The sequence below is a fragment of the Paenibacillus sp. FSL M7-1455 genome (assembly GCF_038004655.1).
In the GTDB taxonomy this organism is placed as follows: domain Bacteria; phylum Bacillota; class Bacilli; order Paenibacillales; family Paenibacillaceae; genus Paenibacillus_AQ; species Paenibacillus_AQ cookii.
In genome coordinates this window covers 2,020,924-2,044,430 of the sequence record NZ_JBBORO010000001.1, presented here as the reverse complement: position 1 = coordinate 2,044,430, position 23,507 = coordinate 2,020,924, and the positions used below count along the sequence as shown (strand labels likewise).

The window sequence follows — 23,507 nt, the reverse complement described above, 5'->3', positions numbered from 1 at the left end:
CCTAAATTTTGCTATTGTAATTTTTGTATTCGGTCCCATTGGCTGAGAATGTCTGTGACGCGTACGCCAAAGTTCTCATCGATGACAACGACTTCGCCTTTGGCGATCAGCTTGTTGTTTACGAGAATATCCACCGGCTCGCCCGCAAGCTTGTCCAGTTCGATGATGGAACCTTGGGACATTTCCAAGATATCCTTAATTTGCTTCTGGGTCCTTCCTAATTCTACGGTGACCTTCAGAGGAATGTCCATCAATAAGTTCAAATTATTTTGATCGACCGGACCATAGGCCGGGGATTGCAAATTCGAAAACTGCACGGGCTGCACGTTCACGTTCCGGTTATACGGCGTGCCGTAATGCTGAGGCATTCCGTACGGCGGCATCTGCGGGTTCTGCTCATAGCCGGGCATCGGCTGGCCTGCGGCCGGATATTCTCCCGGATAGCCCGTTGGCTGCTGGCTTGGGGCCTGCGGCTGCTGCGGCACCGATTGCTGCTGCGGCGGCTGGGCCGGCGTCGGCTGCGGGCTCGGAGCCGGCTTTTCGGGAGCCTGGGCCGCTGCGGCCGTTTCCTCAATCAGCTGCTCGACGGAATCGGCGCCGTGAATCAAAATGTTGACCATATCCTTGGCGAATTGCACCGGCAGAAGCTGCATGATGGTCGAATCGATCAAGTCCCCGATCGTCAGACGGAACGAAATTTTGATGAGCGTCTCGTCCGCGGGAAGGCTGCTGACGCCATCCCCGCTGGCCACGTCCAAAATATCGATCCCCGGCGGCGAGATGTTCACGAAACGGTTGAAAATCGTGGACATCGAGGTTGCGGACGAGCCCATCATCTGGTTCATCGCTTCCTGAACCGCGCTGATATGTATTTCGTTCAGCTCTTGATCTTCGGGGTTCCCTTCGCCGCCAAGCATCAGGTCGGCAATGACCTGGGCGTCGCGCGTTTTGATGACCAGCGAATTGATCCCTTCGAATCCGTCGACATACGTCACGTGAACGGCGACATGCGGTTTGGGAAATTCGGATTCAAACTGCTCGCGCGTGATGATGGACACTTTCGGCGTCGTGATATCCACTTTTTTGCCGAGAAGCGTGGAAAGAGCCGTCGCGGCGCTGCCGAACGTAATGTTTCCGATCTCGCCGAGCGCGTCCTGTTCCAGCGGCGTCAAATAATCGTCCACCGTCATCGTGCCCGCTCCTTTGGAATAATCCGATTCGGACTGCTTAAGCAAAGCGTCTATCTCTTCTTGCGACAAATATTCGTTACTCGTCAAATTCCTCAACTCCTTCGCTGACAATTTCGTCGATTTGAACCGCTACCCGATCCTTCAGCGTTCCCGGGCTTCCGATGAATTTCAGGCGGTCTCCTACCCGGATCGACAGGCCGGTGCCCACCGCTTTGTTGAGGCTGATGACATCCCCGACGCTGAGGCTCAGGAATTCGGATACGGAAATATGGCTCGTGCCGAGTTCGGCCACGATATTCAGCTTCGCCTGACTGATCCGGTACTTGAGCGATTCGGCTTCTTCAGGGATGCTTGATTTTTTCTCCGAGACGAACCATTGGTGCGCCGAAAGCTTGGACATGATCGGCTCAAGCACGACATGCGGTATGCAGAGGTTGATCATTCCCGTCGTATCCCCGATTTTGGTGCTCAGCGATATGAGCGCGATCGTTTCGTTCGGAGACACGATTTGCATGAATTGCGGATTCGTTTCCATCGCTTCCATCCGGGGCGAGATATCCAGCACGGTCTTCCAGGCCTCAGCGAGGCTGTCGAAAGCCCGGCTGAAAATCTTCTCCATGATGGTTGTCTCAATCTCCGTCAAGGTATTGATCTTCGTGGGCGCATTGCCTACTCCGCCCAGCAAACGATCCAGCATCGCGTACGCAACGTTGGGGTGAACCTCGAGCACCATTCTTCCTTCCAACGGCTCGGCTTCAAAAATGTTCAAAATCGTCATTTTGGGAATCGACCGGATAAATTCGTCATAAGGAAGCTGCTCGACCTGTACGACGCTAATTTGCACGAAAGTGCGCAGCTGTGCCGAGAAATACGTCGTCAGGTAACGGGCAAAGTTCTCATGGATGCGCGTGAGGCTCCGGATATGGTCTTTGGAAAAGCGGACCGCCCGTTTGAAGTCATAAGACCGGACTTTTTTCTGGGTATCCTCTTTTTTCAGCTCCTCCGCATCCATTTCGCCGGACGAAAGCGCGGCAAGCAGGGCGTCGATCTCATTTTGCGATAATACGTCAACCAATCATCTCACCCCCTTAAAGGATTGTCTTGGGTTCTCTACAGCATGTTAGGGAGAATCCTTCGTTTAGATCGGCGTTACCAGGTATTCTGTGATTGCGATCTGATTCAATTTCCCTTCAGTCAGGGTCTTATTGATCAGATTGATCAATTTTGCGCTTAATTGGTCCTTGCCGTCCGAGCCCTTTAATTCTTCCGGCTTGGTGTCCGCAAGGGTTTTGATAATAATCGGTTTGATTTTAAACTCCTTGATCTTGTCGAATGCTTCTTTGGATTTCTTATCGTTCAATTGGAACGCAAAATTCATCAATACGATATAATCCTGATCTGCAAGATTGGTTTTGATATCTTTGATTTCAGACGTCATTTCCACGAGTTCATCCGCTGATAATTTTTTCCCCTCGGCCGCCGGAGCCGCAGCATTCGAATTGGTGGAGTCTTTTCCGAATTGAGGCGCTAGCAAAACAGCAGCAACCACGATCAGTGTTATCGCCAGAAGTATGGTAATCAGCCAGGGCAGCATTTTTTTCATGAGTTTTCCTCCATTTGTTGCACTTTGATTGTGGCATTGTGAACGCCGATTTCCTGATTGTATTGTTTCACCAAGGAAATGACCTCAGCTGCTTTTTCCAAAACGATCATGCGTTTGCCTGTGACCAACGTAATATAGGTGTCTGGCGTTTCTTCCACTGTTTCGATAAGCAAAGCGTTCAGCCATATTGGTGAGCCGTTTAACCGGGTAACAGAAATCATAGCAGAGCCTCCTATGGAAATTCGGGAGAGGCGGTCCCTCTCCCGCTACGATCATTTACTAACGTTTCAGATTGACGACCTCTTGAAGAACCTCGTCGGACGTTGTAATAATCCGCGAGTTGGCCTGGAAGCCGCGCTGAGCCACGATCATTTCCGTGAACTCGCTCGTCAGGTCCACGTTGGACATCTCAAGCTGTCCGGCGATGACCGCGCCCGTGCCCTTCGTGGCGTCATTGGCGTCGGCCGGGAAATCGACCAGTCCGTCTTCCTTGGCGTTGAGCGTCATCCGGAACAGGTTTCCGCCGATTTTCTCCAGGCCTTCCGGGTTCGGCACTTTGCCCACGCCGATTTTCGTTCCGTTGTCCGTCGTTCCGTCATCGAGCTTCTGGATGACCGTTCCATCCTGAGAGATGGAAAAAGAGACCGTGTTGCTTTGCAGCTTGATCGGCGCTCCGTCGGTATCGCATACAAACAGGCCGTCCGAAGTAACGAGCTGCTGCAAAGCATCAATATGGAAATCGCCAGCCCGGGTCAAAAAAGGCGGGTCCTGCGCCGGATCCAGCTTCACAAGAAAAAATCCGTCCCCATCGATGCGCAGGTCCGTTGGATTATTCGTCATCATGGCACTGCCGCCCAGATGCATCGTATCGATGGAACCAACGGATACGCCAAGGCCGATTTGCTTGGCATTCACGCCGCCATGAACAGAGTCTTCCGGGGCCGTAATACCTGCAACGGTCTGGCTTATGACATCTTTAAACATGACCCGTCCGGATTTGAAGCCGATCGTATTCACGTTTGCGATGTTGTTGCCGATGACGTCAAGCTTGGTCTGGAACCCCCGCATGCCTGATACGCCGGAATACATGGATCTCATCATAGTTTTATTCCTCCCTCGTCGTGTAAGGACCGCGTCTGTCGGTCAGCGGTCCACTGGCTTCCTGTCGGGCCAGCCAGATTAAGATATAACGATCGCGCTGTCGATCTGCGTAAACACGTTGTCCTTCATCGAATTTCCGTCGATCGCCGTCACGACCGTCCGGTTTGCCACATTGACGATCAGCGCCATGTCTTGCAGCAAGATGAGCGATTCCTTGCTTCCTTTCGCCGCCGCTTTGTCAACGGCATCTTGAATTTTGGCCAACTGGTCCCCCTGCAGTTCAATGCCTCTTTGCTCCAGCCGCTTGGCCGCATGGTTGCTGAATTTCAGCAGCTCATGTCGGAATAACCGGTCAAACGAGGTTGCTGGCGTTTCCCGCTGCAAGCTTCGCTGAGCGGCGTTCTTGACTGCGGGATACATCTTGGAAGGATACAGCTGCCCGATGGTTATGCGTTCATTCATGCCGATTCACCGCTTCCGGGTGCGTCGGTATTCGAATCAGCGCCAGCAGGCTCCGCACCTTTCGGATCATCTCCAGGAGGCGTTTGATCCGGCGCCGGATGTTCTTCGGTTTTGGACGCTTCTTTGATTTCAATGACCTTGTCCAACGGAATCGCCAGCGAACCAACGGACGCGTACTGAACGCCGTCTTTCACGATGATGGAGTCCACGACGCCCGATTTCATCTCGCTTTTGCTTTCGCCGCCCTGGTCCTTGTTCGCGTCGTCGATCCAGCTGATCTCCTTGCCGATCAGGCCGGAGACGTTGCCCAGGGACTGGCTCATCGCATTCAGCTGTTTGGAAATGTTGATCAGCTGCTCTACCGAAGTAAACTGGGCCATCTGCGCGATGAACTCTTTGTCCTCCATCGGCTGCATCGGATCCTGGTTTTGCAGCTGCTTGATCAAAATGCTCAAAAACTGGTCCTTTCCCAGCTCCTGCTTTTTGTTGCTCGCTCTTGCGACGTTTTCAGCCGAATAATTAGGCCATATATTCGGTGTGGAGAAAATTTCCGAAGCCATTTGTTTTCACCTCCGTCTGGCTAAGCTTTTGCCGTAAACATGTTGCCGCCGTCCGCTTGTTCCTGGGCTGCCAGCCACTCGCTAAGCTCTTCCCCCAGTTCCGCGATTTTGATCGCGTCGTCGGTAGGCGTTTCCTTCTCCTTGGAGCGGCGGTTGGACTGCTGCTGACCTGCTCCCGGCTGGCGTCCGCCGTCCTGATACATTTGCGATTGCGGCGACGGGTTCTGGGTTACGACCAGCTTTTCAACCTGCACGCCTTGCGTTTGCAGCGTCGAACGAAGCTGGCTCATCTGTTGTTCCAGCAGGTCCTTTGTGGCCGCATGCTCGGTCGAAAATTGCGCGATCAGCTGGCCGTTTTGCATCGTCAGCTTGACGTCCACTTGGCCCAGGCGCTCCGGATAAAGCGTGATTCTTGCCTCCGAAATTCCTTGCTGCTTCACGAATTCCAGATTTTTGACGACAAATCCGCTCATCTCTTCCGAAAATTTCTCGACCGGTACCGGTGCCGCGGCTTTCGCCGAAGCGTTGATGCCGTGTCGCAATGCCAGCTGGCCGGCCGTTACCGTATGCTGGGTAGCAAACGGGTCGTCAGGCTGCTCGTGGCGGTCCCCGGCAGCCGTCTGCTCGGTGCCTGCGGGCTGTACGCCTTTAGACAAAACGCTGATACGGGGTTCGAACACGGCATTTTTGCTCTGGGCCGCAAACGTCTGTGTCTCTAGCGGCTTCGATGGCGCCGCCTGCCCGTTGTTGATCAGCTCCTGGAACGACTGGAGAAGCTGAAGCGCCTGATGCTGCGTCTTGCCTGGCGCCCCTTGCCGTTTTTGCAGCAGGGAGGCGAGCTGTTCCATCCCGTCCTGCACGACAAATCGAATCGTCTCCGGACTTTCGGAAAGAGGGCCCGTCAGCGCATCCGCGTTTTCCGCCTGCGCCGCATTCCCCGCCGAATTGGCCTGGTTCAGCAGGTTTTGAACTTGCTGCAGCCAGCCCTGAAGCGCCGCAAGCAGCTCGGGATCGGCCGCAACCGCCTCGTCCAGCTTGTCCATGTCGGCGGTCAGGCTTTGCAGCAGGTCCAGGACGCCTTGCTCATCGCCGCCGGCTTCTTCGCCGGTTGCGCCCATCCCCGCCAGTTGGAGGAGGCCTTCGAGCAGCGTGCCTGCATTTACGATCGCGGCGCTTGGCTGCGAGGCATCCCCCGACATCATTTGCGCCAGCGATTGATTGAATACGCCCGCGACGGCCCCCGTTCCCGCCGCCTGCTTGCCGCCGGCAGCCGCTGTTTTTCCGCTTGGGGAGTTTCCGGCGGCCACGTTTTGAAAAACGAGACTCATATGATTTCACCTCCTTTCACGAACCGAAAAGGGCTGATCTTACTTGATCATCAATTTGTTCAAGATGACGGCCGCCGTTTTGGGATCCTTGGCGTTCATCGCGTCCAGGATTCCGGAACGGGTCGAGTCAGCCACCTCGTTCAAAATTTTCAATACTTTGTCTGGCGATATTTTATAGGTCGCAAGGAGGAGCTCCGCCGCGCTTTTGGCAGGCATGCTCGCAAAGGTTTGGCTGATTTGCGTTTTGTCCAGGCCGCTCGACGCGCTAGTTTTTTCCTCCGCCGCATCCTTGCTGATCCGGGATTGCAGCGCCGCGATCGCCAAATCGCTCGAAGAAACGGCATCCTTCAGTTTCATCGATACATCCGCCGCAATCTTCGGGTCCATCTTGGCCAGGATTGCCGTCCGGCTGTCGGTTTTCATGCTGCTGAGGAGCAATACCATTTCTTCGGTCGTCATGTTCTGCATGATCGGCGCGGCTTTGCTCGGGCTCATGTCGGCGTACATTTTGGCCAAATCCTTGATTTGCTTTTCATAGGGATCGGCGTTTTCCGGATTTGCGCCCTGCGCTGCGGTTTCCGCGTTTTGCGCCGATTCCAGCTGGTCCTGCAGGCTTTTCACTTTCTGTTCCTGCTCGGCTTTTTCTTCCTTGGCCTTTTGCAGATCCGCTTCTTTGGCCGCCAGCTTGTTTTTGAGCTCGTCGATCGTCGCGTTTGCGCTTTTGACCTGATCTTTCGCGTTTTGAAGCTTCGTTTTTTCAGGGTCTTTGACGGGATCGGGAACCCAGTTTTTGACGACCGGAATTTTATCCGCAACGCTCAGCACGCTGTTTCGAACATCGACGTTAAATAGCGTGAGCAGCACGCCGATCAGCACGACCGTAAAAATGATCGGGATCATGAAAAACAGAAACTTTTCAAACCCTCCCGCAGACTCTTTCTCTATATCAAAATCTTTATCTGCCACAATCAATCCACCCCCGAGGCCACAGCATCGTTTCGATTCGTTCCATCTATCTCGCTCTCATGGCGAACCTGACTGTTGCCATTTCATCCAGTTCGTTCTGTTCCCTCAGGAGCATGGTTTGCTGAAAGGAACTTTTAGCCTTATCCCGTGCTTTGAGCCAGACCTGTTCGTCCAGCATTTTGCGGGTCAGCTGATGTTTTTTCATTTGGACATTGCTGTCCGCCCGCTCGACGTCGGAATATTTTTTGGCGATGCATTGCTGCAAATGATCGGCATACATTTGAAACTCGCGTATTTTCGCTACCGGCGCCCGCCGTTCGGCAGCTTCCTGGAGCTGTTTCGCCATCCGTTCCCTGCTTTCAAGCAGCTCTTCAAGAGATTTCTTTTCTTCCTGCAATCTTCCGATCGCGCTGGATAGCATCCATTCGGCTTGTGTTTTCTCATTGGTTTTCAAATCCACGATTTTCTGGAACGCATACTGAAATTTCATCCCTTAAGGTCATCTCCTTGAAAATTCGGAAATCAAACGCTCCTGCACCTGCTCCAGCGTTACTTTCTCGTCCACCTTCTGCTTGGTGAAGTCCCAAATCTGCTGGATGTAATCGATCGACTCGTCGATTTGCTCGTTGGAGCCTCGTTGGTAGGCGCCGATGTTGATCAAATCCTCCGAGTCTTTGTAAACGGCCATCAGCCTTTTTAAATTGTCCGCCGCTTCGATCTGCTCTTTCGGCGCGATATCCTTCATCACCCGGCTGATGCTCGCAAGCACGTCGATGGCGGGAAAATGCCCCTTATTGGCGATGTTGCGGTTCAGCACGATATGGCCGTCCAAAATCCCCCGGACCGCATCGGCAATCGGTTCGTTCATGTCGTCGCCGTCGACCAGGACGGTATAAAAGGCCGTAATTGAACCCGTCGGTCCTGTTCCGGCCCGTTCGAGCAGTTTCGGCAAACTGGCAAAGACGGAAGGCGTGTAGCCTCTCATGGCCGGCGGTTCGCCGACGGCCAGGCCCACCTCGCGCTGCGCCATGGCATAGCGGGTTACCGAGTCCATCATCAGCATGACGTTCATCCCCCGGTCGCGAAAATATTCCGCGATGGTCGTCGCGATCAGGGCGCCTTTGATCCTGACAAGCGCCGGCTGATCCGACGTCGCGACGACGACAACAGAACGCTGCAGCCCCTCCGGCCCCAGGTCCCTTTCGATAAAGTCCAAAACCTCGCGTCCCCGTTCCCCGATTAAGGCGATCACGTTGACGTCCGCGTCCGTGTTGCGGGCAATCATGCCCATCAGCGTGCTTTTGCCGACGCCGGAGCCGGCGAAAATGCCGACCCTCTGCCCTTTGCCGATCGTCAGCAGTCCGTCGATGGCCCTCACTCCGATGCTGATCGGTTCCTTGACCCTTGGGCGGGTCAAAGGATTGGACGGCTCGTTGTACGTCGAACTGTACGGCATCCGGGTCGGGATCAGCGATCCGTCGAGCGGTTGCCCGAGCCCGTCAAGAACTTTGCCAAGCAGCTCGGAGCCGACCTGAACGCTAAGCGGCTTGCCCGTTCCCACGACGTCGCAGCCCGGACCGATCGAATGGAGCTCCCCCAGCGGCATCAGCAGCACCTTGTTGTCCCGGAAGCCGACGACCTCGGCCTGCAGCGGTTTAGAGCTTTTCGTCGGATAAATGTAGCAGACATCGCCGACGCTGGCGTCCGGTCCTTCGGATTCCACCATCAGCCCGATCACCTGGGTGACTTTGCCGTTGATTCTGACCGGGTCCAAATTCCGCAGATGTTCCTTGTATCGTTCGCTGCTAAGCATCTTCATCTTGGTTGCTCCGCTCCTCGTCATCCAGCGCGATCCGAATCAGTTCCTTTTTGATTTCGGTCAGCTGCGTATCGATTCTCGCGTCGATGCTGCCGAAGGACGAGCGAATGACGCAGCCCTGGTCGTGAACCGTCGAATCCGGCAAAATTTGAAGCTCCGCCTGGGAGTCGATCGCGGCCGCAAGCTCTTCCCTTGCAGCCTGAACGAAAGCGAAATGTTTCGGCGCCACGCAAAGCGTGATGACGCCCTGCTCCCGCTTGCGCGATAAATTGTTTTTGATCAGTTCGATCACGTAGTCCGGTTCGAGCGTCAGCTGTTTGTCGATCACTTTCTCGGCGATGGCGCAGCTGAGTTCGACCAGAAACGGCTCGGCCTCCTGAATGATCTGTTCTTTCATTAAATAAGCTTGCTTCAGCACCGTCTGCGCTTCGTCCATCATCCGGCCGATTTGGTCCCGAAGATCCGCCATCGCCTTCTCCGAGCCTTCCCGGTACCCTGTGTCGTAACCTTCGGATTTGAGCGCTTCGACCAAATGTTCGTCCTGAAGCCTGCGCTCCTGCCACCAGCTGTCGATCTGCCCGCTTGCTTCCGCCAGCATGCGCTCCGCTTCCTCCGAAGCCTCGCGCAGCTGCCGTTCGGCGAACTCGCGGGCATCCTCGAGCATCTCCTTGCTGAGCCGCTTCGCTTCTTCATCCGCTTCGATTTTCCTGATCTCTTCGAACGCTTTTTCTTCCATCGGAGAAGCTTCCGATTGCGGAACGTAACGATGCCCGAGGTCCAGCTTTTTCAGCGCTTCGACCGGAACGTATTGGGAAGATTTGATTAGATTAGACAATAATGTCATCTCCTCCGCCGCGAGCTATGATGATCTCACCGGCTTCTTCCAGTCTGCGGATCGTGCTTACGATGCGGGTCTGCGCTTCTTCGACGTCACGCAGCCGCACCGGACCCATGTATTCCATTTCTTCCTTGAAGGTCTCCGCCATCCGTTTGGACATGTTGCGGAAAATGACGTCGCGCACCTCTTCGCTCGCCACCTTGAGGGCAAGCTGCAGGTCCGAGTTTTCGACGTCGCGGATGATCCGCTGAATGGAACGGTTGTCCACGTTGACGATATCCTCGAACACGAACATCCGTTTTTTGATTTCTTCGGCCAGCTCCGGATCCTGGATTTCCAGGGAGTCGAGGATGGTCCGTTCCGTGCCGCGGTCGACGCCGTTCAAAATTTGGACGATCGACTCGATGCCGCCGGCGTTCGTATAATCCTGCGTGACCGTAGCCGAGAGCTTCTGTTCCAAAACCCGCTCCACTTGCGCAATGACTTCCGGAGACGTGCTGTCCATGACGGCGATTCGCCTTGCCACGTCGGCCTGCTTTTCTTGCGGCAGGGACGACAGGATGGCAGCCGCCTGTTCGAACTGCAGATAGGACAGGACCAGCGCGATCGTCTGCGCGTTTTCGTTTTGAATGAAGTTCAAAATCTGGTTCGGATCCGCTTTGCGCGCAAAATCGAAAGGTCTCACCTGCAGCGTCGCCGTCAGGCGATTGATGACCTCGATCGCTTTTTGCGGGCCGAGCGCCTTCTCCAAAATTTCCTTGGCGTAGTTGATGCCGCCTTGGGATATATATTCCTGAGCGAGACAGATTTGGTGGAACTCCGACAGGATCATGTCTTTTTCCACGCTGTCCACTTTCCGTACGTTTGCAATTTCCAAAGTTAGCTGCTCGATCTCTTCATCCCTTAAATGCTTGAAGATTTGAGCCGAGACTTCCGGCCCGAGCGTAATCAGCAGGATCGCCGCTTTTTGCCTCCCGCTGAGCCCCTGGCTGTTTGGTTTTACCAAGTCATTTCACCTCTATTCGTCAGCGAGCCATGTACGCAGCAGATTGACAAATTCCTCCGGCTTTTTCTTTGCCAGCGTTTCAAGCTGCTTCCGCACCTGGCTTTCGTTCGTCACGCTTTCCAAGCTGATGGACGGAAACTCTGTCGGAGCCGGCAGCGGAAGATCCTCTTCCAGTTCTTCGTTCTGTTTGCGGCGGCGGAAAATCAGGAACGCGCCTCCCGCAAGCAGAGCAAGCGCGGCGAGACCGATGCCCCACAGAACTCCTTTGGAAAGATGCAAGCCTTTCGCCGGGGTCTGTTCCTCGCCAAAAGGTTGCGAATAAACCGAAACTTTTTTGGCCAGATCTGCGTCTGTATATGTAGAGCCCGAATCCGCAAGGGATGCCCTGACGATGTTCACCAAAATGTTTTGAATGGCATCTTTCGTTTGCTGATCTACCGTTTTTTGTCCGGTAGGTGGTTCAACGGCTACATTAATGGTTAAATCTTTAACGGTATAAGGACTCGAGACGATATCCTTCGTAATCCGGTTCACTTCGTAATTGATCGTTTTGGACAAATCTTCGGAAGTGACGTCGCCTGAGGATGCGTCTCCCGGATAGGACGGCACCTGCGTTTGGCCTGTTCCTGCCACGCCGCCCTCGGGGCTGCTTTTGCCCGTATAGTTTTTCGATATTTCCTGCACGCTGATTTCAATGCCCTTCATGTTTTCGGCATCGACCGGCGTGACCAGGTTTTCCTTGCTCTGAACCTTGTCGAAATTCAGCTTCGACACGACCAGCACGTCGACTTTGTTCGGACCCATAAATTGGCCCAGGAATTGCTTGACGTTTTGGCGCACCTCGTTTTCGAATTTCTTCTGCAGCGCGAAGTTTTCTTCCACCGAGCTGCTCAGCGTTCCTTGCCCGCCTCTGGCGGACGGAAGAAGCTCTGTGTTGCTTTCGCCTTCCATCATCGTGATGTTTTCGATCGGAAGGTTCGGCACCGCCGTTTTGACGAGGTTGAAATATCCGTCGATCGTCGCCTGGTTCGGATGGTAACCCGGTTTGAAGGTCAACACGACGGATGCGTTGCCTTTTTCCTGGTCGTCCATTCCTGCAAAGACGCTTTCCTTCGGCAGAGTGACGAGCACTTTCGCGTTGGAAATGCCGTTCATTTGCTTGAGAAGCTGTTCGACCTCGCCGTTCAAAGCGTTGTTATACTTTACGTTAAACTCGCTGTCCGTCGTTCCGATCGATGAGGAATTGTCGAAAGCGCGGAATCCGATCGAACCGTTTTGTATGATGCCTTGGGAGCCGACATCCACCTTGATGCGGGCAGCCTGCGCGCTTGGCACCGAGATCGTTTTTCCGTCGGGACCGAGCTTGTACGGAATGTTGTTCGTGTCCAGATAATTCATGATGCCTGCGGAATCGCTGGCGTTCAAATCCTTGAAGGCGACCTCGTATTCCGTTTTGGAAAGCTGAATGGTCAATACCACGATGGCAATGACGATTAATGCGAGTGTTGAAATAAAAATGGTTTTCTGTTTCTTGCTGAACTGATTCCAATATTGGACGACTCTGTCCTTATATTGGGCGATTCTTTCATTCACAACGTCACCCACCCTACCCGAATCTTAGCCATTTACGATTAGATTTGCGTACGCATGATTTCCTGATAGGCCTCGATGACCTTATTGCGGACTTGGGACGCAAGCTGCAGGCTCAGCAGCGCTTTTTCCGAGGAAATCATGACTTGGTCCACGTCCACTTGCCCGAGCATGAACTTCGTGCTCATGTCCTTGGACGTTTTTTCCTGGTCTGCGATTTGGCTGATGGCATTTTCCAGGTATGTACCGAACTTGCTAAGCGATTCCGCCGGCGTATCTTTTCCGCCCGGTGTGGTTTCCTGAAGTTTAAGCGGTTGTACGTTGAGCGTGTTGAACATGGTGTTCTGTATCATCAATGTCCCTCCTTAATGCATTTATGGTTCTATGGAACTACCGGCCGATTTCTAAAGCTTTCATAATCATCGCTTTCGAAGCGTTTAACGCCGTTACGTTCGCGTTGTACGCGTGCGACGCCGAAATCAGGTCCACCATTTCCTTGGTGAGGTCCACGTTAGGCATGTACACATACCCCTCTGCATCCGCGTCCGGATGGCTCGGATTATATACGGGCTTGAAAGGGGTCTGGTCCTCTTGGATCGCATTGACCTTCACTCCCCGAGCCGAGCTTCCCTCCCCATTCAATTGTGCTTGCAGCATATTCTCGAATTTCGACTCATTCGGCGCTAAAACGACCATCTTGCGCCGGTAAGGCACGGCTTGTCCGTTGACGATGGATGCCCTGGTCGTTTCCGCATTGGCGATATTCGAAGAAATGACATCCATTCTGAGGCGCTGCGCCGTCAGGCCGGATGCACTGATGCCAAAACTGCTGTTCAAATTCATCTATTCTTATCTCCCTTCTACCGCGACGCGCATCATTTTGATTTGTTCATTGATTTGCTGGATGTAAGAATTGTACTGAATTTGGTTTGCCGCCAGATTCGCCATTTCGCTGTCGACATCGACATTGTTCCGGTTATTGTTCATCGCGGTGGACCGGTCCGTGGTGACGACCGGCTCCGGAATCGAATTGGCAGGTCCTATGACAAAATGCCGGGGATCCGTTACTTTGCCGCGCAACCGAGGCATCGCACCGTCGTTCATTTCCTGCTGCAGCAAATTTTCGAACGACACGTCCGAGCGCTTGAAATAAGGCGTCTCCTCGTTCGCGATGTTGTTGGAAATGACATTTTGCCTAATGTTAGCCGCACGCAGTCCAGCCTCCATGAGCCGAAAGCTGGTGCTGTTCAACAAATCCATGTTCTGCCCCCCTCTTCAAAAGATCTTACATATGAAATTTTTCCACTTCATCCTCCGAAATCCTGTCTTTTTCGACAAAACCAATCAAAATAAACAAGATTTTTGGGACTTAAGTAGAAAAAATTACTAACTTGTCGTATATCCTAAGTTTCTTAGAGATTGGGATTTATTACAATAAGAAAAAAGCCCTATCTTTTGACTAAAAGAGGGGCTTTTTTCTTATTTTGCGTCGAAATCTTTGTGATTCTGCTCCGTATAAGGGATTAGAGGTTTAGGACAACCTTGCGCATCGCCAGTTTTCGCCAAAAACGATGCGAAATAGTCCCGGATTTTCCGATTTGCGAAAGTATAAATTTTCAAAAAATTTTCATATTTTCCCGATCTGTTACTAAACGACCGGTTTTAACGACAAATAACCCGATCAGAATATAAGCCTTTAAGGCTTCCGATCGGGTTATCTATGTCTATGATCACAATATATATTGGCTGAGATCGCGGTCCTGCGCGATACCGGCAAGTTTCTCCCGCACATACTCCGGCGTGATCGTCATGTGCTCCAGCGTCAGCTCCGGCGCTTCGAACGAAAGATCCTCCAGCAGCTTCTCCAGGATGGTGTGCAGCCTGCGCGCGCCGATATTTTCCATGTTTTCGTTCACGGTTGCGGCAATTTTGGCAATCTCCCGGATGGCTTCGGGCGAAAAGTCGATTTCAAGGTTTTCCGTCTTCAGCAAATCCTTGTATTGCTTCGTAATCGCGTTTTTCGGTTCCGTCAAAATCGACACGAAATCATCCAGCGACAGGCTGTTCAATTCGACACGGATCGGGAAACGTCCCTGCAATTCCGGAATCAAATCGGACGGTTTGGCGATATGAAAAGCGCCGGCCGCAATAAACAGGATGAAATCCGTCTTTACGGGGCCGTATTTGGTCATGACGGTGGAACCTTCGACGATGGGAAGGATATCCCTCTGCACCCCTTCCCTGGACACGTCGGGGCCGCTTCCTTTGCCCTGGCTAGCCACCTTGTCGATCTCATCGATAAAAATGATGCCGGATTGCTCTGCCCGGGACACCGACTCGGCGATGACGTCGTCCATGTCGATCAGCTTCGTGGCTTCTTCCTGAATCAGCACCTTGCGCGCTTCCTTGATCGTAAGCTTCCGTTTTTTCGTCCGTTTCGGCAGCAGGCTGCCGAACATTTCCTGGATGTTCATGCCCATTTGATCGTTGCCTTGGCCGGCAAGCATATCCATCATCGTCGGCGTCGTATCCTCAACGTCGATTTCGATCAGGTCGTCCTCCATGCTGCCGGACAGCAGCTTGAACTTGACCTGGCGCCGTCTTTCGGCGATCGAACCTTCAAGCTCCTGGTCTTCGTCCTCATCCTGCGGCTCGTTGTTCCCGTTCCCGAACAGCATTTCGAACGGATTGCGCTGGCCTTTGTTTTTCGCGTTCCTTGGAACGAGGATTTTGACGATGCGTTCGTTGGCAAGCTCCTCCGCGCGGTCTTTGACCTTTTCCATCCGCTCGCCTTTCACCATCCGGATCGACGTTTCGATCAAATCGCGGACCATGGACTCCACGTCGCGGCCGACGTAGCCGACTTCGGTAAACTTCGTGGCCTCGATTTTGACGAACGGCGCGTTGACGAGTTTGGCCAAACGTCTGGCGATTTCCGTTTTGCCCACGCCGGTCGGCCCGATCATCAAAATGTTTTTCGGAACGATCTCGTCGCGGTCCTCGTCGGGAAGAAGACTGCGGCGATACCGGTTGCGTAGGGCGACGGCTACGGATTTTTTGGCTTGTTTCTGCCCGACGATATATTTATCCAATTCGGCGACAATCTGTCTTGGCGTCATGTTCTGATTCACCATGTTCATCCCCCTGTCCTTACAGCTCTTCCACGATGATATTCCCGTTCGTGTAGACGCAAATTTCGGAAGCGATTTTCAGCGCCTCGCGCGCGATGTCTTTCGCTTCGAGATCCTGCGCATGACGTTTCAGCGCCCGGGCGGCCGACAGCGCAAAGCTGCCCCCCGACCCGATCGCGATGACGTCGTCGTCAGGCTCAATGATTTCTCCGCCTCCGGAGATCAGCAGCATGCCGCTCTTGTCCATGACGATCATCAAGGCTTCGAGCTTGCGGAGGACGCGGTCGGATCTCCAGTCTTTTGCAAGCTCCACCGCCGCGCGCTGCAGATTGCCGTGATGCTCCTCCAGTTTGCCTTCGAACTTTTCGAAAAGGGTAATGGCATCCGCCACGGATCCGGCGAAGCCGGCCACGACCTGCCCTCTGTAGAGCCGCCGTACCTTTTTGGCCGTTTGCTTCATGATCATGTTCTCGCCGAACGTCACTTGCCCGTCGCCGGCGATGGCCGCCTTCCCGTTGTGACGCACGGCGCAAATCGTCGTTGCGTGAAATGACATCTCCATGTCCGTCAAGCCTCCTACTCTATGCTTCCTGCCCCTGCTTTCGAGGCGCCGTATTCTTTGACGAATTCGGCAATGCTGGCGAGCGCCCGGTTGGCAAGCGCCTCGTTTTTCTCTTTTTTGTTGCGGATTTTTTGGCCTAATGCCGGCAGCAAACCGAAGTTCGCATTCATCGGCTGGAAATGCTTCGGATCGGCATTCGTGACGTAATGCGCCATGCTTCCGATCGTACTGGTTTCGGGTAGAACGACGAGCTCCTCGCCTTTGGCCTTTCTGGCGGCGTTAATGCCCGCTATAAGCCCCGATGCGGCTGACTCGACATATCCTTCCACCCCGGTCATTTGCCCGGCAAAAAACAGATTCTCGTTCGTCTTAAGCTGATATGTAGGCTTAAGCAGGCGCGGCGAATTGATGAACGTGTTGCGGTGCATGACGCCATAGCGGACGAATTCGGCATTTTCGAGTCCCGGAATCATGGAGAACACCCGTTTTTGCTCGCCCCATTTCAGGTGGGTCTGGAACCCTACGAGGTTGTACAGCGTTCCCGCCGCGTTGTCCTGGCGCAGCTGCACGACCGCGTACGGAAGTTCGCCCGTATGAGGGTTCACCAGGCCGACGGGCTTCATCGGACCGAACAAAGCCGTCTGTTTGCCGCGTTTCATCATCACTTCGATCGGCATGCAGCCCTCGAAATAAACTTCTTTCTCGAATTCCTTCAGCTGCGCGACTTCGGCCGAAACGAGCGCATCGTAAAACGCGTTGAACTCTTCTTCGGTCATCGGGCAGTTCAAATAGGCGGCTTCGCCTTTGTCGTAGCGGGAAGCCAGGTACACTTTGCTCATATCGATGGAATCTTTTTCGACGATCGGCGCTGCCGCATCGTAAAAATAAAAATACTCCTCGCCCATGAGCGCTTTGATTTCGGCAGAGAGAGCAGGGGATGTCAGAGGGCCTGTCGCGATGACGACGATCCCCTCTTCAGGTATATGCTGTATTTCTTCGTTTACGACCTCGATCAGCGGATGGTTGTGCAGAATGCTCGTAATATCGCCGGAAAAACCGTCCCGGTCCACCGCCAACGCGCCGCCGGCGGGAACCGCGTTTTTGTCCGCCGATTTCAAAATGATCGAATCCAGCATCCGCATTTCTTCTTTAAGCACGCCGACCGCGTTGGTCAAGCCGTTGGCCCGAAGGGAATTCGTGCAGACGAGTTCGGCGAACTTGTCCGTATGGTGGGCGGGCGTTTTGACGACGGGACGCATTTCATATAATTTCACGGGTACGCCCCGGCTCGCGATCTGCCAGGCAGCTTCGCTGCCTGCCAGACCCGCGCCGATGACGGTCACCTGTTTTGCTTCGGTCAATTTCATTACCTCCTACTGTGCATACAACATGCTGTTAGACTGTGTCTTCATCGTTTTCTTCGATTTCCTGGGTGTGGTCGCAGGAGGTGCATTGCAGCCGGGCTCCTTGCTTGTTCCGCTTTTCCACCATCCACGAGCCGCATTTCGGGCAAGGAACGCTGGAAGGGCGGTCCCAGGACACGAAATCGCATTCCGGATAACGGTCGCAGCCGTAAAAGATGCGCCCTTTTTTGCTGCGGCGTTCCACGACGTGGCCTTCCTTGCATTTCGGACAAGTCACGCCGATATCCTTGACGATCGGTTTCGTGTTCCGGCAATCCGGGAATCCCGAGCATGCCAGAAACTTTCCGAACCGACCCAGCTTGTAAACCATCGGCCTACCGCATTTGTCGCAGATTTCGTCGGAAACCTCGTCTTCGATTTCGATTTCCTTCATTTCCTCCTCGGCGACTTCCAGGCGTTTTTCGAAGGATTCGTAAAATTCCTTCAGCACCTTCACCCAATCCTCGGAGCCTTCCTCCACATGGTCGAGATCTTCTTCCATATGGGCGGTAAACTCCGCATCGAGAATTTCCGGAAAAAACTGTTCCATTTGCTCGATGACCAGCTCTCCCAGCTCGGTGGGAACGAATTTCTTGTCTTCGATCGCCACGTAACCCCGCTTCTGAATCGTTTCCAGCGTCGGGGCATACGTACTCGGCCGTCCGATTCCAAGCTCCTCCATCGTGCGCACGAGACGCGCTTCCGTATACCGCGGCGGAGGCTGGGTGAAATGCTGCTTCGGCTCGATGTCTTCCTTCTTCAGCTTATCTCCCGGCGTCAGCTCGGGCAGGAATTTCTCTTCTTCGGTCGTGCCGTCGTCGTTTCCTTCGACATACACCTTCATGAAGCCCGGGAAACGCACCTTGGAGCCGGAAGCGCGGAATACGGCCGTTCCGGCGGCGATATCCACCGACAGCGTATCGAGAACCGCGGAAGCCATCTGGCTCGCCACGAAGCGCTCCCAAATCAGCTTATACAGCCTGAACTGGTCGCGGCTCATGAAGGCTTTGACGGATTCGGGATCGCGGAGCACCGAGGTCGGGCGGATCGCTTCGTGCGCATCCTGCGCGTTTGCCGCTTTCTTCGAATATTCGCGCGGGGTTTCCGGCACGAAATCGCCGCCGAATTTTTCGCCGATGTAACCTTTTGCTTCTTCCTGCGCGGACGCGGCAATTCGCGTCGAGTCGGTACGCATGTAAGTAATCAAACCGACGGTGCCTTCCTTGCCGAGTTCGACCCCTTCGTACAGCTGCTGGGCGACGGACATCGTTTTGGCAGCGCGGAAGTTCAGCTTGCGGGCCGCTTCCTGCTGGAGGGAGCTTGTCGTAAACGGCGGCGACGGATGCCGCTGGCGTTCTTTTTCCTTGACCTCGGCCACCTTGAAGGTAGCCCCTTTGATCGCCTTCAGAACCTCCTGGACGTCTTCTTCCTTCGAAAGCTCCTTCTTCTGCCCTTCAAGCTGATGGAATTTCGCTTCGAACACCGAGCTGCCCTTGGCAAGCTTAGCGGTGATGGACCAATATTCCTCGGGAACGAAAGCGTTGATTTCGTTTTCGCGGTCCAGGATGATTTTGACGGCGACCGATTGGACCCGCCCCGCGGACAGTCCCTTTTTGACTTTCTTCCATAATAATGGGCTGATCTTGTAGCCTACCAGACGGTCCAAAATCCGCCTCGCCTGCTGGGCGTTGACCAAATCCATGTTGATTTTGCGCGGCGTTTTGAACGCGTCCTTCACGGCCTGCTTCGTAATTTCGTTGAATACGACCCGGCAGTTTTCCGTATCGTCCAGTTCAAGCGCATGCGCCAAATGCCAGGCAATCGCTTCCCCCTCGCGATCGGGGTCGGCTGCGAGATAAACCTTTTTGACCTTTTTGCTGGCGTCCTTCAGCTCTTTGAGCACGGAACCTTTTCCGCGGATCGTAATGTACTTCGGATTGAACTCGTTTTCTATTTCAACTCCGATTTGGCTTTTTGGCAAATCGCGAACATGGCCCATGGAAGCCTTTACGATAAATTTGCTGCCTAAATATTTGCCGATCGTTTTCGCCTTGGCGGGCGATTCCACGATCACCAGTGAATCAGCCATCGGCTCATCCTCCTCTCCTACAGTCAAAAGTTTCGCTTGATTTTTTGCGGTTCAAACGTTCAATGTTCAGATGATCTTATATATAGCACCAGGTAATTGGGTAATCTGCTTTTTTATGATTAAAGATAACAGAACTGAATGCAAATGTCCAAAATCCCATCGGCTTCGTAGCAGCAGTTCGTCCAGCGTGAACGGCCCCTGCTCCAGTATATGGTATAGTTGCAGCTCGTCGGTTGTCAAATGGCCCGTTCCGCTCGCGGCCTCTTTTACCTGGCGTTCCCTATTGTATGTATTCTCGTGCCGGTTTGGCAACCATGAATCATATTCCTCGAGAACGTCGTCCGCGCTGCAGGCCATTTTGGCCCCCTGCCGGATCAGGTTTAAAGCCCCCCTGCTTTTCGGGGAATTCGCCTGGCCCGGCACGGCAAAAACGTCGCGCCCCGCATCCAGCGCCGCGTCCGCCGTAATGAGCGATCCGCTCCGTTCATCCGCCTCCACCACGATCGTGCCCAGCGACAAGCCGGCAATGATGCGGTTCCGCTGCGGAAACAATCCCGGATGAGGTCTTGTCCCAGGAGGATATTCCGTCACGATCAATCCGCGATCGCCGATTCTGGCAAAAAGCGATTTGTTTTCCGGCGGATAAACGATATCGATGCCCGTCGCAATGACCGCAACCGTCCCGCCTCCGCATAATAACGCAGCTTCGTGGCAAATGCTGTCGATTCCTCTGGCGAGCCCGCTGACGACGGCCAATCCCGCTTCGCATAATCCCTGCGCCAGCTCCGCCCCCATTTTCCGCCCGTACGCCGTCGGAACCCTTGTCCCGACCATGGCAACCGACGGCACATGGAGCAGCCGGAGATCCCCTTTTCCGTAAAGCACGTGCGGAGGATCGGGGCTTTCCTTCAGCAGCGCCGGATAATGCTCATCCAAAATGGTGACCACGCGGGTGCCCGCATCCCTTTCTTTTTCTTCCCGTTTCCGCAAAATATAGTCGGCCGTGAGCTCTTTTGCCAACCGCTCCGACAGGCCGGCGGAAAAACCGCATTTTTCCCAATCCCTACTATTAAAATGGATCATCTCTTCCGACAGCATACCTTCCGACAGGATTCGTGCGATGCTTTTTCTGCCCAGCCCTTTGAATTCATGCAGACCGATCAGCAGCCAGCGCTTATTCATCATGGTTTCACCTCAGGCAACGAATTGAAATGCAAAAAAAGCAACCTTTTATTCCCCCTGGAGGAAATAAAAGGTTGCTTACCTTTGATCCTATAATAACCCGAATGCGGATTAGTGTGTCAAGCATTTATCCAGCAGGCCGCGTTCCTTCAAAACGTCGACCAGCGTGGAGCCCATTTCGGAAGGCGTCGGAGCGACTTTGATGCCGCACTCTTCCATTTTGGCGATTTTTTCTTTCGCCGTGCCTTTGCCGCCGGAAATGATGGCGCCTGCATGGCCCATTCGTTTTCCCGGAGGAGCGGTAACGCCGCCGATAAAGCCGACGACAGGTTTCGTCATGTTGTCGCGGATCCATTCCGCGGCTTCCTCTTCGGCCGTGCCGCCGATTTCGCCGATCATGATGACCGCATAAGTATTCGGATCTTCGTTAAAACGCTTCAGCACGTCGATGAATTCCGTGCCTTTGACCGGGTCGCCGCCGATGCCCACCGCCGTGGATTGGCCGATGCCGCGGGTCGTCAGCTGATGGACGGCCTCGTACGTCAGCGTTCCGCTGCGGGATACGACGCCTACGTGGCCAGGCGTATGGATGTAGCCGGGCATGATGCCGATTTTGCATTCGCCGGGCGTGATGACGCCAGGGCAGTTCGGTCCGATCAGGACGGTCTTTTTGCCTTCCATGTAACGGGCAACCTTGACCATGTCAAGCACCGGAATGCCTTCGGTGATGCAGATGACGAGCTCCATTTCGGCTTCAACCGCTTCCATGATGGAGTCCGCGGCAAATGCCGGCGGTACGTAAATAACGCTCGCCGTGGCGCCTGTAGCCGCTTTGGCTTCGGCAACCGTATTGAACACGGGCAGGCTGACGGACGTTCCGTTTTCAAGCTCGATGTCGACGGTTGTGCCGCCTTTGCCCGGGGAAGTGCCCCCCACCATTTGCGTTCCGTAATCAAGGGCTCCTTTTGCATGGAAAAGGGCGGTTTTCCCGGTGATGCCCTGGGTAATCACTTTTGTATTTTTATCGACCAAAATACTCACGATTCGTTCACATCCCCTAATCTTATTTAAAGGTCCTTATTTTACGAGCGAGACGATTTTTTGCGCGCCGTCGGCCATGGAATCGGCTGGAACGATGTTCAAGCCGGATTCGGCCAAAATCTTCTTGCCGAGATCCACGTTGGTGCCTTCCAGGCGCACGACCAGCGGACGGGTCAAACCAAGCTGTTTCGCCGCTTCGACCACGCCTTCGGCGATGACGTCGCAACGCATGATGCCGCCGAAAATGTTGACGAAAATGCCTTTGACCTGCTCGTCGGAGAGAATGATTTTGAACGCTTCCGTTACTTTCTCGGTGGTTGCGCCGCCCCCAACGTCAAGGAAGTTGGCAGGGTCGCCGCCGTAGTATTTGATGATATCCATCGTTGCCATGGCAAGGCCCGCGCCGTTAACCATGCAGCCGATGTTGCCGTCAAGGGCGATGTAGCTCAGGTCGTATTTGGATGCTTCGATTTCTTTTTCGTTTTCTTCGTCCAGATCGCGGAGCTCCTGAATGTCCTTGTGGCGGAACAATGCGTTGGAGTCAAAGTTCAGTTTGGCGTCCAGCGCCATGACGTTGCCGTCACCCGTCACAACCAGCGGGTTGATCTCCGCGATCGAGCAGTCTTTATCCACGAAAGCCGTATAAAGGGCCATCATAAATTGAACGGCTTTGTTTACCAATTCTTTCGGAATGTTGATGGCATAAGCAAGTCTGCGGGCTTGGAAAACCTGCAGTCCTACGGCCGGATCAACGACTTCCTTGAAGATTTTCTCCGGAGTTTTCGCAGCCACTTCTTCGATCTCCGTGCCGCCTTCCTCCGATCCCATCATCACGACGCGGCCCGTTGCGCGGTCGACGACGACGCCCACGTAATATTCCTTCCGGATATCGCAGCCTTCTTCGATGAGAAGACGTTTTACTTCCTTCCCTTCCGGACCTGTCTGATGCGTAACGAGAACCTTGCCGAGGATTTCTTCGGCGTAGGCGCGGACTTCGTCCAGATTTTTCGCTACCTTGACGCCGCCTGCCTTACCGCGTCCGCCCGCATGGATCTGGGCCTTGACGACCGTGACCTGGCTGCCAAGCTCTTTCGCCGCTTCGACGGCTTCTTCCACCGTATAAGCGACCTTTCCGTTCGGAACGGTAACCCCATACTGCTTCAATACCTGTTTTCCTTGATATTCATGGATATTCATTTACGGAATCCTCCTATCAACATGACTGCTACAAGGCGGGCTTTTCTCTTGGAAAATAATATAAACCCAAGCTATTGTACCACGTTTTTAAAACGCTTACCTTAAGAAACTGAGGGAATATCGACAGCTTTTTGATATCGGTTTAATCCGTTTGAGAGAATATTTGGGATTTTTTTCCATAATCATTCGTTTTGTTGTTCTCCGGCTCAGGATTTCGCTTGTCTACTCCAACCGGGCCTGAAAAATCGACACTTTTAGACCTGCCGGCCGCTCCCCTTAGGTTTCGGCGCTTTTCCCTCGCTTCCCGGCTTATATTACCACAACATTTGGAAAATATTAATCTTTTGGCAAACAGGGCATGCCACCTTAAGATACCGCCATCCGCTTCAGGCAACGGCCATCCCTCTTCGACCTAAAGCTTTTGCAATGACGTTCCCGA

24 protein-coding genes are annotated in these 23,507 nt (G+C 53.8%); all 24 read right to left on the bottom strand.

Features of this window, described 5'->3' with window-relative positions:
- Nucleotides 1-11 precede the first annotated feature (11 nt).
- Nucleotides 12-1,277 (bottom strand): flagellar motor switch phosphatase FliY, encoded by a 1,266-nt coding sequence (gene fliY, locus NYE48_RS09470; protein ID WP_036706928.1) that lies wholly within the window; start codon nucleotides 1,275-1,277, stop codon nucleotides 12-14.
- The gene (gene fliM / locus NYE48_RS09465) at nucleotides 1,267-2,265 is read right to left on the bottom strand and encodes a flagellar motor switch protein FliM (RefSeq protein WP_036706926.1); all 999 of its coding nucleotides are present in this window, start codon (nucleotides 2,263-2,265) and stop codon (nucleotides 1,267-1,269) included. Before fliM ends, fliY begins: the two co-directional genes overlap by 11 nt.
- 63 nt (nucleotides 2,266-2,328) lie before the next feature.
- Entirely contained in the window at nucleotides 2,329-2,793 is a 465-nt protein-coding gene (locus tag NYE48_RS09460; protein ID WP_340998240.1) for a flagellar basal body-associated FliL family protein, read from the bottom strand.
- Nucleotides 2,790-3,014: a flagellar FlbD family protein gene (locus NYE48_RS09455; protein ID WP_036706922.1), complete on the bottom strand. Its 225-nt coding sequence runs from the start codon at nucleotides 3,012-3,014 to the stop codon at nucleotides 2,790-2,792. The genes NYE48_RS09460 and NYE48_RS09455 overlap by 4 nt, the downstream gene beginning before the upstream one ends.
- A 58-nt stretch (nucleotides 3,015-3,072) precedes the next feature.
- Nucleotides 3,073-3,894, bottom strand: coding sequence for a flagellar hook-basal body complex protein (locus NYE48_RS09450; protein ID WP_340998238.1), 822 nt, complete (start codon nucleotides 3,892-3,894; stop codon nucleotides 3,073-3,075).
- A gap of 78 nt (nucleotides 3,895-3,972) precedes the next feature.
- Entirely contained in the window at nucleotides 3,973-4,356 is a 384-nt protein-coding gene (locus tag NYE48_RS09445) for a TIGR02530 family flagellar biosynthesis protein (protein ID WP_036706920.1), read from the bottom strand.
- Entirely contained in the window at nucleotides 4,353-4,916 is a 564-nt protein-coding gene (locus tag NYE48_RS09440) for a flagellar hook capping FlgD N-terminal domain-containing protein (protein WP_340998235.1), read from the bottom strand. The genes NYE48_RS09445 and NYE48_RS09440 overlap by 4 nt, the downstream gene beginning before the upstream one ends.
- Before the next feature lie 20 nt (nucleotides 4,917-4,936).
- On the bottom strand, nucleotides 4,937-6,244 hold the full coding sequence (locus NYE48_RS09435; RefSeq protein ID WP_340998234.1) for a flagellar hook-length control protein FliK: 1,308 nt from the start codon (nucleotides 6,242-6,244) through the stop codon (nucleotides 4,937-4,939).
- A 39-nt stretch (nucleotides 6,245-6,283) separates the two neighbouring features.
- Nucleotides 6,284-7,210, bottom strand: coding sequence for a MotE family protein (locus tag NYE48_RS09430; protein ID WP_340998232.1), 927 nt, complete (start codon nucleotides 7,208-7,210; stop codon nucleotides 6,284-6,286).
- Between the two features lie 46 nt (nucleotides 7,211-7,256).
- Complete coding sequence (gene fliJ / locus NYE48_RS09425) at nucleotides 7,257-7,700, bottom strand: flagellar export protein FliJ (RefSeq protein WP_036706910.1); 444 nt, start codon at nucleotides 7,698-7,700, stop codon at nucleotides 7,257-7,259.
- Between the two features lie 9 nt (nucleotides 7,701-7,709).
- Complete coding sequence (gene fliI, locus NYE48_RS09420; RefSeq protein ID WP_212948921.1) at nucleotides 7,710-9,029, bottom strand: flagellar protein export ATPase FliI; 1,320 nt, start codon at nucleotides 9,027-9,029, stop codon at nucleotides 7,710-7,712.
- On the bottom strand, nucleotides 9,016-9,864 hold the full coding sequence (locus tag NYE48_RS09415) for a FliH/SctL family protein (RefSeq protein ID WP_340998229.1): 849 nt from the start codon (nucleotides 9,862-9,864) through the stop codon (nucleotides 9,016-9,018). Before NYE48_RS09415 ends, fliI begins: the two co-directional genes overlap by 14 nt.
- Nucleotides 9,857-10,873 carry a flagellar motor switch protein FliG gene (gene fliG / locus NYE48_RS09410; RefSeq protein WP_036706899.1) on the bottom strand — a complete coding sequence of 339 codons (1,017 nt, stop codon included), beginning with the start codon at nucleotides 10,871-10,873 and terminating at the stop codon, nucleotides 9,857-9,859. Before fliG ends, NYE48_RS09415 begins: the two co-directional genes overlap by 8 nt.
- Before the next feature lie 12 nt (nucleotides 10,874-10,885).
- The gene (gene fliF / locus NYE48_RS09405; protein ID WP_036706898.1) at nucleotides 10,886-12,466 is read right to left on the bottom strand and encodes a flagellar basal-body MS-ring/collar protein FliF; all 1,581 of its coding nucleotides are present in this window, start codon (nucleotides 12,464-12,466) and stop codon (nucleotides 10,886-10,888) included.
- A gap of 38 nt (nucleotides 12,467-12,504) precedes the next feature.
- Nucleotides 12,505-12,816, bottom strand: coding sequence for a flagellar hook-basal body complex protein FliE (fliE, locus tag NYE48_RS09400; protein ID WP_036706897.1), 312 nt, complete (start codon nucleotides 12,814-12,816; stop codon nucleotides 12,505-12,507).
- A 37-nt stretch (nucleotides 12,817-12,853) separates the two neighbouring features.
- Complete coding sequence (gene flgC, locus NYE48_RS09395) at nucleotides 12,854-13,306, bottom strand: flagellar basal body rod protein FlgC (RefSeq protein ID WP_036706895.1); 453 nt, start codon at nucleotides 13,304-13,306, stop codon at nucleotides 12,854-12,856.
- A gap of 6 nt (nucleotides 13,307-13,312) precedes the next feature.
- The gene (flgB, locus tag NYE48_RS09390) at nucleotides 13,313-13,723 is read right to left on the bottom strand and encodes a flagellar basal body rod protein FlgB (protein ID WP_036706893.1); all 411 of its coding nucleotides are present in this window, start codon (nucleotides 13,721-13,723) and stop codon (nucleotides 13,313-13,315) included.
- A 470-nt stretch (nucleotides 13,724-14,193) separates the two neighbouring features.
- Nucleotides 14,194-15,597 carry an ATP-dependent protease ATPase subunit HslU gene (hslU, locus tag NYE48_RS09385; protein ID WP_036706891.1) on the bottom strand — a complete coding sequence of 468 codons (1,404 nt, stop codon included), beginning with the start codon at nucleotides 15,595-15,597 and terminating at the stop codon, nucleotides 14,194-14,196.
- A gap of 16 nt (nucleotides 15,598-15,613) precedes the next feature.
- The gene (gene hslV / locus NYE48_RS09380) at nucleotides 15,614-16,156 is read right to left on the bottom strand and encodes an ATP-dependent protease subunit HslV (protein WP_212948919.1); all 543 of its coding nucleotides are present in this window, start codon (nucleotides 16,154-16,156) and stop codon (nucleotides 15,614-15,616) included.
- A 14-nt stretch (nucleotides 16,157-16,170) separates the two neighbouring features.
- Entirely contained in the window at nucleotides 16,171-17,517 is a 1,347-nt protein-coding gene (gene trmFO / locus NYE48_RS09375; protein WP_212948918.1) for an FADH(2)-oxidizing methylenetetrahydrofolate--tRNA-(uracil(54)-C(5))-methyltransferase TrmFO, read from the bottom strand.
- Nucleotides 17,518-17,551: 34 nt separating this feature from the next.
- Entirely contained in the window at nucleotides 17,552-19,648 is a 2,097-nt protein-coding gene (gene topA, locus NYE48_RS09370) for a type I DNA topoisomerase (protein ID WP_036706889.1), read from the bottom strand.
- A gap of 66 nt (nucleotides 19,649-19,714) precedes the next feature.
- Nucleotides 19,715-20,830, bottom strand: coding sequence for a DNA-processing protein DprA (gene dprA, locus NYE48_RS09365; protein ID WP_341000621.1), 1,116 nt, complete (start codon nucleotides 20,828-20,830; stop codon nucleotides 19,715-19,717).
- Nucleotides 20,831-20,941: 111 nt separating this feature from the next.
- On the bottom strand, nucleotides 20,942-21,871 hold the full coding sequence (gene sucD, locus NYE48_RS09360; RefSeq protein ID WP_212948912.1) for a succinate--CoA ligase subunit alpha: 930 nt from the start codon (nucleotides 21,869-21,871) through the stop codon (nucleotides 20,942-20,944).
- Between the two features lie 36 nt (nucleotides 21,872-21,907).
- On the bottom strand, nucleotides 21,908-23,068 hold the full coding sequence (gene sucC / locus NYE48_RS09355) for an ADP-forming succinate--CoA ligase subunit beta (RefSeq protein ID WP_036706887.1): 1,161 nt from the start codon (nucleotides 23,066-23,068) through the stop codon (nucleotides 21,908-21,910).
- Between the last annotated feature and the right edge of the window lie 439 nt (nucleotides 23,069-23,507).

What these genes read in the sequence shown, in the direction of transcription:
- topA (WP_036706889.1), bottom strand. Translation starts at nt 19,648, where the DNA reads ATGGCTGATTCACTGGTGATCGTGGAATCGCCCGCCAAGGCGAAAACG.
- fliE (WP_036706897.1), bottom strand. Translation starts at nt 12,816, where the DNA reads ATGATACAGAACACCATGTTCAACACGCTCAACGTACAACCGCTTAAA.
- flgB (WP_036706893.1), bottom strand. Translation starts at nt 13,723, where the DNA reads ATGGATTTGTTGAACAGCACCAGCTTTCGGCTCATGGAGGCTGGACTG.
- sucC (WP_036706887.1), bottom strand. Translation starts at nt 23,068, where the DNA reads ATGAATATCCATGAATATCAAGGAAAACAGGTATTGAAGCAGTATGGG.
- NYE48_RS09460 (WP_340998240.1), bottom strand. Translation starts at nt 2,793, where the DNA reads ATGAAAAAAATGCTGCCCTGGCTGATTACCATACTTCTGGCGATAACA.
- fliI (WP_212948921.1), bottom strand. Translation starts at nt 9,029, where the DNA reads ATGAAGATGCTTAGCAGCGAACGATACAAGGAACATCTGCGGAATTTG.
- NYE48_RS09445 (WP_036706920.1), bottom strand. Translation starts at nt 4,356, where the DNA reads ATGAATGAACGCATAACCATCGGGCAGCTGTATCCTTCCAAGATGTAT.
- NYE48_RS09450 (WP_340998238.1), bottom strand. Translation starts at nt 3,894, where the DNA reads ATGATGAGATCCATGTATTCCGGCGTATCAGGCATGCGGGGGTTCCAG.
- NYE48_RS09435 (WP_340998234.1), bottom strand. Translation starts at nt 6,244, where the DNA reads ATGAGTCTCGTTTTTCAAAACGTGGCCGCCGGAAACTCCCCAAGCGGA.
- hslU (WP_036706891.1), bottom strand. Translation starts at nt 15,597, where the DNA reads ATGGTGAATCAGAACATGACGCCAAGACAGATTGTCGCCGAATTGGAT.
- flgC (WP_036706895.1), bottom strand. Translation starts at nt 13,306, where the DNA reads ATGAATTTGAACAGCAGTTTTGGCATCAGTGCATCCGGCCTGACGGCG.
- dprA (WP_341000621.1), bottom strand. Translation starts at nt 20,830, where the DNA reads ATGAATAAGCGCTGGCTGCTGATCGGTCTGCATGAATTCAAAGGGCTG.
- NYE48_RS09440 (WP_340998235.1), bottom strand. Translation starts at nt 4,916, where the DNA reads ATGGCTTCGGAAATTTTCTCCACACCGAATATATGGCCTAATTATTCG.
- fliJ (WP_036706910.1), bottom strand. Translation starts at nt 7,700, where the DNA reads ATGAAATTTCAGTATGCGTTCCAGAAAATCGTGGATTTGAAAACCAAT.
- NYE48_RS09455 (WP_036706922.1), bottom strand. Translation starts at nt 3,014, where the DNA reads ATGATTTCTGTTACCCGGTTAAACGGCTCACCAATATGGCTGAACGCT.
- hslV (WP_212948919.1), bottom strand. Translation starts at nt 16,156, where the DNA reads ATGGAGATGTCATTTCACGCAACGACGATTTGCGCCGTGCGTCACAAC.